Annotated in this window: 9 protein-coding genes; 3 read left to right on the top strand and 6 right to left on the bottom strand. The window is 33.4% G+C overall.

The features are described 5' to 3' along the window. Window positions 1-561: 561 nt before the first annotated feature. The 6 genes from mobV to M3225_RS28590 form a co-directional block, all read right to left on the bottom strand. The gene (gene mobV / locus M3225_RS28565; protein ID WP_251400695.1) at window positions 562-1,980 is read right to left on the bottom strand and encodes a MobV family relaxase; all 1,419 of its coding nucleotides are present in this window, start codon (window positions 1,978-1,980) and stop codon (window positions 562-564) included. A gap of 70 nt (window positions 1,981-2,050) precedes the next feature. Next, entirely contained in the window at window positions 2,051-2,248 is a 198-nt protein-coding gene (locus M3225_RS28570; protein ID WP_251400696.1) for a hypothetical protein, read from the bottom strand. A gap of 380 nt (window positions 2,249-2,628) precedes the next feature. Further along, window positions 2,629-3,045 carry an NAD(+)--rifampin ADP-ribosyltransferase gene (gene arr / locus M3225_RS28575; protein ID WP_097824827.1) on the bottom strand — a complete coding sequence of 139 codons (417 nt, stop codon included), beginning with the start codon at window positions 3,043-3,045 and terminating at the stop codon, window positions 2,629-2,631. A 176-nt stretch (window positions 3,046-3,221) separates the two neighbouring features. Then, window positions 3,222-3,761: a DUF3967 domain-containing protein gene (locus M3225_RS28580; RefSeq protein ID WP_251400697.1), complete on the bottom strand. Its 540-nt coding sequence runs from the start codon at window positions 3,759-3,761 to the stop codon at window positions 3,222-3,224. Window positions 3,762-4,361: 600 nt separating this feature from the next. Continuing rightward, window positions 4,362-4,940: a MarR family transcriptional regulator gene (locus M3225_RS28585; RefSeq protein WP_235569178.1), complete on the bottom strand. Its 579-nt coding sequence runs from the start codon at window positions 4,938-4,940 to the stop codon at window positions 4,362-4,364. 235 nt (window positions 4,941-5,175) lie between these two features. Next, window positions 5,176-5,637 carry a hypothetical protein gene (locus tag M3225_RS28590; protein WP_251400698.1) on the bottom strand — a complete coding sequence of 154 codons (462 nt, stop codon included), beginning with the start codon at window positions 5,635-5,637 and terminating at the stop codon, window positions 5,176-5,178. A 1,354-nt stretch (window positions 5,638-6,991) separates the two neighbouring features. Here M3225_RS28590 and M3225_RS28595 point away from each other — a divergent pair. The 3 genes from M3225_RS28595 to M3225_RS28605 all read left to right on the top strand — a co-directional run bounded on the left by M3225_RS28595 (window position 6,992) and on the right by M3225_RS28605 (window position 9,099). Continuing rightward, window positions 6,992-7,327, top strand: coding sequence for an SPW repeat protein (locus M3225_RS28595; protein ID WP_251400699.1), 336 nt, complete (start codon window positions 6,992-6,994; stop codon window positions 7,325-7,327). Window positions 7,328-8,113: 786 nt separating this feature from the next. Further along, entirely contained in the window at window positions 8,114-8,647 is a 534-nt protein-coding gene (locus M3225_RS28600) for a replication/maintenance protein RepL (protein ID WP_251400700.1), read from the top strand. 290 nt (window positions 8,648-8,937) lie between these two features. Next, window positions 8,938-9,099, top strand: coding sequence for a YvrJ family protein (locus tag M3225_RS28605; protein ID WP_202864358.1), 162 nt, complete (start codon window positions 8,938-8,940; stop codon window positions 9,097-9,099). The last annotated feature ends 877 nt before the right edge of the window (window positions 9,100-9,976 follow it).

Raw genomic sequence — 9,976 nt, forward strand, 5'->3', positions numbered from 1 at the left:
AACGGTTCCGCCGAGGGTTCTTTTTCCGGAGTATGCAGCTTTTTATACATCCTTGATATAACGCTGATTATCCAAGGCTTAAGTAGCAGAAAAATGTATAAAAAGCGCACCTTTTATACATATGCTAAACACTTCAAATAATTGATTTTATATGCAAATATGATATATTAAAGATCAGACTATTTTTACAAATTTCAACGTAACCCAAAATAGAAGCAACCTCGCTTGCCAATTGTCGAGGTTGCTTCTTTTATTTTTAAAACTTGTCATACAAATTTTGATTTCCATCTTCACAATCAAAAAAGTTTGTGATATAATTCACATATAAAGATATCCATAATGAACTAACACACTCTTGAATGTAAAGTAGAAAAAGCTATTTCACTCCAATGCCAATACGATTGAAATAGCTTTTTTTATATGGTTATAACTATACTTTTACTTATCAGTAAAACCGTAGTTATAAGCATTTAACAGTAGATATACGGTATAACTAGTCACACAAGCAAAGATAACAAGTAAAGCGATCATTTTTAGTTTGTTCAACTTCATTTCTTCTTTTTATCTTTCTAGTTCTTGGTCCTGGCGCTTCGATTGCTTTCCAATACCACCCACATATTGAAAAAATGAAATCTGCTTCATCTTCTCAACATTCTTATCAATCCAATTCAAGGCTTTTTCCTTCCAGGCTTTCAATGTTTTATTCTCTTCTTGTAATTCATGAACCTGCTGATTCGCTTTATCAAGCTCTTCTTTTGGCACATAATTCTTTATATAACCAAGATTCATCTTCGTTAAGCTCTCATTCACTTCATTTGCCTGTACAAGCTCTTTTTTCGTTTTCTCATGTTTCTGCTTCTCAATTGTTAAATCATCGCTGAGAGAGCTTATATGAGCTACATATTGTGTATCTAGTTCTCTCTTAACCTCATCTTTAACGTTTTCCTTTTGTTCAGCTGAAAAATCACGCACTAGCTTCTGACGCATTTGTTTTTTTGCCTTCTCTACTTCGCCATCTTGATGCGCCACGTATATTTCTAATTCTTGCCTTGTCTCGCTCAAATCATGCTTTAATGCCTTATTCTCTTTTTCATAGCGATCTACCTCATGACTCAGCGCATGTGTACGCTCATGCTCGGCCGCCAATGTTTGTTGCAGCTCTTTTGTTAGACTGATGAGCTCATGAAAAACTGCTTCTTCCACTTTGACTTTGGAACCCATGACTGTCTTGGGCGCCTCAAAGTCAATAGGTTGGCTACACAGTTCTTCAATACGTTTCTCACTACGTATCTCAACAGGTGGTGCTGTTTTAAGCTCAACGAAACTATCTATTCTTTGAATCTCTTTTTCCTTATAAGCCACTTGTTTTTCCAGCTGCTTTAGCTCTTTTTGTCGTTCTTTTTTCTTAAACTCATGAACGCTTTTATGCTGCAGCTCGCTCGGCTCACCACGCTCAATGTCGTAACCACGTTTGTTCATGTAGTTGTGAAAATCATCCTGAATTCTACGAATCTTCGTTTTACCATGGAAGTAATCTTTCGCCGCCAAGCGTCGATCCTCCGTGATGGGCACAAAACCCACGTGCATATGTGGCGTAGACTCATCGTTATGTACCGTGGCGTATAAAATGTTCTGCTGACCATACTTACCAGAGATATGGTCAAGCGCTGCTTCAAAATATTTTCGCTGCTCGTCTGGCGACATCGCATGCATGTATTCCGGGCTAGCCGACACAAAGAACTCTGCCACCAGGACCGCATCATTCCGAATTTTTCGTTTCACACGCGTGGCCGTCATCTTCTTAATTTCTTCGTGATACTTAATTTTGTCCTCATTCACAAAATCATAGTTGAGCATCGTTCTGCTTGAATCGATGTCTTTATTTTTACTCTTCTCGCCCTCCCGTTGATTGTGTTTCTGGATCCCCAATATTGCGTCTTTGTGGAACTTTTGCATGCGGATAATCCCGTATTTCGCCATCCCTCAATCCCCCATTTCGACCACTGTTCATGGGTCCAGCATACCACAACTTTAGATTTGGTGTAACGCACTACACCAATTTTTCATCTTCGATAAAATTGGGAGCGCGCTCTACGAGGTGAGCGGTCGGAATTCCTCCCTGTGTTTGGCGGAGCCAAAAAGAAAAAAGACATCCTTCACGGATGCCCTTTTTCTTTAAGACCGTGGACGCTGTCCACCACCTGCCAAAGGGAAGCCCCTTTGGAATGGCTCCTACAAACACCCCCAACCCCCTCAACCTTTGAGGGGGCTCCCTCGCCGGTTGGCGTCAAACAAACGCAGTTGTTTGAGTGCCAAGAGGGTCTGGGTCTGGTGCGTCTATCAACTCCTTAAATTCTCGACCTGACGGTCTTGCGATTTACCGTTGACAGACCTTCAATATTCATTCACATATCTTTGGTTGGTTGATGGATAGAATAGCCGGGTATCTATGTTACAGTAAAAGTAGTTCCACAAAAGGGCAACCATATAAAAATCCAGTGCTTAGGTAAACCGGAATGATCTGAAATCATCTCGGTTTACCTAAGCACCTTTTTAAATCTTGCTTATAATGATAAATTAGTTAAGCCTTTAATTGGGCATTCATTTGGAGTTTTAATAATGTGAGAATCAATCGTATATTATATTTTTTCCTTCTTCACTTAACTTTTTTAAAGATGTAAGCATATGATTTATTTCTTCATCGGAATGTCTTTCCCATGAACCTAATTCAGCTACTATCTTCAAGGGAGATTTAGATCTATAAGAACGTGTTGGGTTTCCAGGGAATTTTTTATCAGTTAAATTCGGATCATTTTCAAAATCGCCCAATGGTTCTACAATATAAATTCTCTCTTTTGAATTAGATCTTGCTAATTCAGCACCCCATTTAGCAGCGTTTAATGTTCCAGTGAAATAGATATGGTTAGATTTTTTATCCTGATAATTGGATAAGTACAACGGTTCAAGCAGGTCTCCAATTTTCAGTTCTGCTTTAGTACCATGAAAAAACGGACCAGGATCTAAGACATTTTTTTTGTCATTCATATAGCCACATCCCTTATATTTTTAGACTTGCGTATAACAGTATAAGGCAGGACATGATTGAAAAAACAGTCTATAAATAATCCCCATATAGGGTTATAATATAAGTAGAGACTAAGATGTTATCGGAAACAAACCATCTAAATAAAAAAGACTGCTAAATATCTAGCAGTCTTTTTTCACTTCCAAAATTCCCACCACTTCTTTTTCTTTTCTTCACTCGCAGCAATAAGTTTTTGAGTTTCTTGCATTCCTCTAACAGCATCTAAAAGTTCACGATCCCTATTATCTAATTTCTTTGAGATATATTCATCTCTTTGTTGAATTTGCTTCAGTAATTCTTGGTTAAATTTCATTTGCTCTTCTTTAAAATCTTCAAATTGTTTTAGTAACTGCTCATACTGTTGTGTCCCCTGATATGTCGTTAATTTCTCTGTGTCACGGTCTGACATATCATCTTCGCCAACCGTTGATATTACTGCATTTATAGCCTGATCTAGTGACATATCAGGGTGCTTTATTAATTCTCTAATTTTACGTAAAACAATCACATCATTATCAAAAAAACCTCTGTGGCCCAACTCATTTTTATGAATGTGGTACCCTGCTTTTTCAAGCATCTGAGCATACTTTCGAACAGTCGTATTTTGTATCGCTAAAAGAGTAGCGACTTCCCTTGCTGTATAAACCTTTTGTTGCTTCTTTATATCGCCTGACATATCACACAACCCCCTGCTATGTCCTATGATATGTCATTCGATATATAAAAGAAAAGTTCCTTCTAAAAGGTGATTTAAACTTACCTTTTAGAATTACGTGGCCGCCTTCGTTTTGGGGTGTGAGGCTGGCTTTTAAAATAGTGTAGATGCATGTTGAAAAACAACTAAGACTTGGACAGTTGCTCTGGCGGTTCGGCAGGTATAATGGCCGTCGTAAGCCGAGCATCTTTAACTTCGTTTTGGGTATGTTCGGCTTGGCGATATAACCATTCCTGCCGAAATTTGAAACGCAAGGAGAAAAGAGTGGAGATTTTTTAAATGATTTTCTTAAAAAATACTACTCGAACCTTGTGTTTCAAATAGCTATTTAAGTTTTATAGTTTTAACGAAAAAAGTATAAAAAGACCCTTGCAATTCTATCAGCGAATTGCTATTTAATAGAGAGTGAGAAGAGGATACCTTTTCAATACACCTTTAACCCTTGTTATTAAAGGGTTTTAAGGACTTTTCATATGTATTGAGTTCAAGACAGTTTAGTATTGAACTCAATACATATGAAATTAACTAGAAAATAAAAAAAGCCCTCTCTACGAGAGAACTTTAAGTTAATCTAACTGGTAATTTTTTTAATTCTTTAGATCTTTTTTTAAACATAGTTTGTAAAGTCTCGTTTATATTATCACGATCTCCACATAAAATAATGTTTGGATTTATATATAAAGCATACATTTTAGCATTAAGACCGTCTCTTCCAGATTCAAATTTTCCCATAATCCCTTTATCAATTAATTGCTTTATTAATCTATTAGCATTAGTTCGACTCATTTTCAAAGCTTCTGCAAGCTCTGTTTGAGTCATAGGGATTTGCTCTCTAGCTTTTATATCTTGTACTAGACAATTTGAACGGAACCCAATAAACCCTAGAATCTTATTTAAAAACATAATTTCTTCATTTTTCAAGACATCATTTTGAATCAAATAAAGCCAATTCTCCTGAATAATTTGAGCAAATTTTGCTTTGTTTTTAACTTTTGTCTCAGGTACTAATTTCATTTTCCCTGCATTTGCTTTAGCTTGCAGTTGATTTGCTAAATCTAATTCTTCTTGTGTTAAAACCTTTGAATTTTCAATATCTCTTAATCTAGCTTTTCTTTCAGCTGCTTCTAATGCTTTTTCCAACTTTAATTCCTCCATTTTTTTGTGGAAGGAACTAACCTTATTGTGTTAGAATACATTTATAAAGTTATGTAGTTGAAGGTTAATTCCTTCTTAATATTTTTTTAGAAGAAGTCCTCCGAGTCGGCGAAAACTTGAGGGCTTTTTCTTATGTCTAATTTTCTACCAAATCCTACATTTTTGCAAACCCTATTTGTCAAATAACAAAGAAAACTCACCTTAAATGTAGGTGAGTTTTTTAATCCAATAATCCTTTTTCTTTAAATATCTTTCTCAGAGCTTCATTCACTAATTCAGATTTATAACTCTTTGGAACTCGATCAATAATACCTAAAACATCCTCATCAAAATAAAAACCCCGATATACTCTTTTAGAACGATTTTTTGGATTCTGCAGCAAGATATCAATTGCATCTGCTTTGCTAGTAGATGTACTAGCACTAGCTGCTACTTCACTATTAGTTTGCTTTTGTTCTGCTAGCATTTTGCTAGTTTGACCAAATAAAGTGTTAAAATCGACATCTACAGGCTCAGGGTCTTCACCCACATAGTTATATATACTTTTCTTGCTATTCCACTCATATCCTAACTTTTTAATCTTTGATTGAATAGTACGATCACTCACATTATATAAGACCGCCAATTCTTTAATCGTCATTTCTTTCAACATAATTTTATTTAGAATTTCTGTTACTAGCATGATACTAGCCTCCTACTTTCATTTTGAATATATATACTAGTATTCATGCTAGCACATACATTTCCTTTAGCTTTACATCATTTACTTAAATTAGTAAAAATTTAACACTTTAAAATTTGCTAATTTTTTTGATAAAATAATCATGGTGATTAAAGATATATAATTTATACATCTTTAATCTGCTTTAAATCCGTTAAGAAGAAAAGCAATCCACCTCCCAAATTGGAATGATTTTCTTCTTTTTTTATTACATAGAAGAATATGTTTTTATAATTTGAACAAACTATTTAAGAAGCTCATTAGCTTTCTACCCAAAAGTTTCATAACAGAAAAACCTACCTTTGTTTTTACGACAGGTAGGTTTTTCTGCTTTTAGTATTCAAATTTCTAACGACAAGAGAATATAAACTTTGAATTCTATAACAACATGTCAATTGCATCTACTTTGCTAGCACTAGCACTAGTACTAACTATTTTAGTACTTTTAATTTGCTTTTGTTCTACTAGCATTTTGCTATTTGGACCAAATAAATTACTGGCATCAACGCCCACAGGATTAAAGGCTTCACTTGCATAATTATATATTCTTTTCTTGATGCCGGATTACTCGGCCGCCAATTCTTTAATCATCATTTCTTTCAACATAATTTCATTTTGAATTTATTCTACTAGCATAAGGCTAGCATCATGCTAGCCTTATACTTTTATTTTAATCGTATGTACTAGTATTCATGATAGTATTTTGATTTCATTCACTTTTCACATTAAAATTTTCACTTTAAAAATAAGTAATTAATAACAAATATAAACTAAATAAAATGAAACGAAAAAGGGCACTTTCCACGTTAGGAAAGCACCCCCATGTTAAAACTTAGTACGTAAAAGAGCATTCCTCTAAAATGAGAAATGCTCCTTCCTATAAGTATGATTCTGGTTATCAAACAAATTTAAATTCTACATAAAAAAAGACTACCTTATCCCCAAAGGTAGTCTTTTTTTATGTAAATTCTACACAACTTCATTTTACATAATTAGAATAAATAAACCATAATTCTGTTATATTTTCTTACATAAATTATCAAATGTTATTTTTACCTTTTTCATAAAAATAAAAAAGGACATTTCTTCTATGCCCTGTTCCCTCGTATCAGCCCCACCTACGCTAAATACTATGACAGCCACTCATGCCATCCAACCTATCTTCATTATAAATGAAAGCGATTACAAAGTAAAGTTGTTATTTAAATATTCTGTTTATTTAATCGTTATATATTTAGTTAATCTCTATAATTTCTAAACATATAATCTAACAATGGAATCTTTAAAGATTCCTAAACTTAGAGGAGGTGTAATTGTGAAATTAAGGGGTAATTTAAATGCATTAATTGGTGTCTGGTTTATTATCGCACCTTGGGCTATTGGTTATTCAGATCAATCAGGAGCTTTATGGTCAAGTATAATTTTTGGAATCATTCAAGTTATTGTATCGTTATGGGGCTATGACAAACCTGGCTGGAATTCATGGCAAAACTGGATCTCCGCGATTACTGGTGTCTGGTTTGTAATTTTCCCATTCATCTACTCATTAACAAATGGAGAGGTTTGGTCAAGCGTAATTCTTGGTTTAATCACGATTATATTTAGTTTATGGAACTTAGGATCTAATTCGGGCTCAAAGGCTGTAGATTAAAAATAAAACGGATAGGAACCGACTATTTGAGCAAACTATCCAAGATGTCACAAAACATCGACTCATACAACTAAATTCTGCAACAGAAAAAACCTACCTCTTTTGACTGGGAAGAGATAGGTTTTTCTTTTTTAAAGATATATACGGTATACAAAACTAGTCTATATAAAGTCAATAAAGTATAGAATCTCCTTAATAGGGCAGACTGCTAAAGTTCGTTGGATCATACACAATACCTGTTGTATGTAAATAGCTTTATTTCTTGTTGCAGTTGCAGACTTCCTAACAAGTCTGTTTCTTTTTATTTAATAATTATAAAAATGAATAATAAATAACATCTTGAGCAAACTACCCAAGAAGCCGTGAGGCATCATAAGAATAATTCTCCTATTTCCTTACGAGGACAGAAAAAAACTACTGAACAGGAGCAGTAGTTTTTTTCGTTTTTATGTTGTATAGAATATACAAGTGTAGTTAACATAATGTGACTTACAGGAACCCAATAAAACAACACAAAAAACATGTACATAAAATAAAAGAAAAGAAGAGATAAAACTTTATAAACATTGATATAACAACATTCTGGTGAATAAACTATAATCGTATACGTTATAAACCATAATCGTATTTATTATAAATTATAATCACATACGTTACAGAACATAATTATATTTGTTATAGAATATAATCTAAAGTAGATTATAAAAATAAACAAAACACCTTGAACTTATTTAATTTTTATAATACGATACAGATTATAAATGATAATACAAAAGAGGTGTAGAATTGAAGAATTGGGAAAAAGAACTAATTGGGGATACACAAAGAAAAAAAATCAGTAAAGAAGTTAAAGAAACAGTTACTAATGATGATGGAGAAAAGCTATTTCAAAGGCATATTGAAGAATCATATGTTTCCAAAGAACCAGATTACGTAAAAATTTATTTAGATAATATCCTACAGATAAATAACCTATCAAGTGGTATCCAAAAGACATTGAACGTTCTTCTAAAAAGAATGGCCTATGACAACATAGTTGTTTTAAATGCATACATAAAGAAACAAATGGCTGAAGAATTAGGATTTAATACAGTTCAAAGTTTGAATAACAACATCAATAAGCTTGTTAAAGAAGGAATTATGAATAGAAAAGGAACTGGAACATATGAAATGAATCCATTTCTATTTGGAAGAGGATCTTGGGACAATATTAAGAAGATTAGATTCCAAGTAATATTTGAGGAAGGGAAAATCAGTCAAAGAGCAGATTTTGACTATAAAGACGAAGTCGCTATATCTCATGAGGAAAAAAACTACTGATTAAACACAAGTAATCTTTTTTCCTTTATACACATAAGTTCTTACGAACTTGAGCAAACTACTCAAGACGCCGTGAGGCATCTACCACTTTTCTTATTTGAATTCTCAACAGAAAAAAACTACTGATCGCCCATGGAGTTTTTTTCTGTTTTTAAGCTGTATATGATATAAAAGTTAGTTACCATAATGAAAATTCTAGGAAAATATGATCTGTTCTCTCTGTTAAGACAACAATCCAAACTTTTATATGAAAATTGCATATTATATAGGATATCGGTATCTAAAAGGAGGTGCTTAAGATAGAATATTGGCTTAATCTCGTTGGAAATTTAGGCTTTCCTATCGTTATAGCCTTTTACCTTTTAATACGATTTGAAAGAAAAATAGACCGTCTAACAGAAGCCATTAATAAAATAGCCATTACCATTGAAAAAGAAAAGGACAAGCCATAAAAATCTAAAGGTAGGTAATTTCATACTCTAATACAAAGAAAATATGGGCTACTCATTAGGCCATATCTTCTTTGTATAGGTTAGGTTTATATAACTCTGCAAGAAGATGATTTTCTTAGAAAGACGGATGATCCTAAGAAATCTTGATCTTGAGAATAACCAATACTACTTACAGCCTATTCATTAGCCTAATTTTAAGTGAATTGTCCATCATGAATATTTTCTTATATGATGAGCAAACTACTCAAGAAGCTGTGAGGCTTCAGTCCTTTGGTTAAATAATGTAGCAGAAAAACCTACTGATCTCTGTCCAGTAGGTTTTCCCCTTTTTAGTCTGTATATCGTATACATTCGTAGTTGACATAATGAAAATTACAGGAACCATAAGTTAAAAGATACATTCACTTTAATATATAAAACAGTCAAATACTGTGATCATTTTCGTAGCCATGATCTCCACCAACGTAACCATTGCCAACGCCACCATCGACGAAAGAGCATATATTTTCACTCCTATATATTTATACTTTTAAAATATGTACAAGGAGTGAAAGGGTTCATTTTGAAATTAGACACCTTCATATATTAATGAACCATATCAAAAAAAGCCTTGGGATCAATGATCCAAAGGCTTTTTGAAATAGCTTATGAGATTTGAAAAACCAATGTTGTATGATTTTATCAGTTCCAGTATATTCACTTTCTTTGTTTTAGGTAACTTGCCTATTACGAATAAAGGTTTTATATGATGAGCAAACTACTCAAGATGCCGTGAGGCGTTAACCTGATGTGATGCATTTATGTAGCAGAAAAAACTCCTGACCAACCTGCAGGAGTTTTTTCTCTTTTTATGCTGTATACGTTATACAAAATTAGT

This window comes from Priestia aryabhattai (assembly GCF_023715685.1).
Lineage (GTDB): Bacteria > Bacillota > Bacilli > Bacillales > Bacillaceae_H > Priestia > Priestia aryabhattai_B.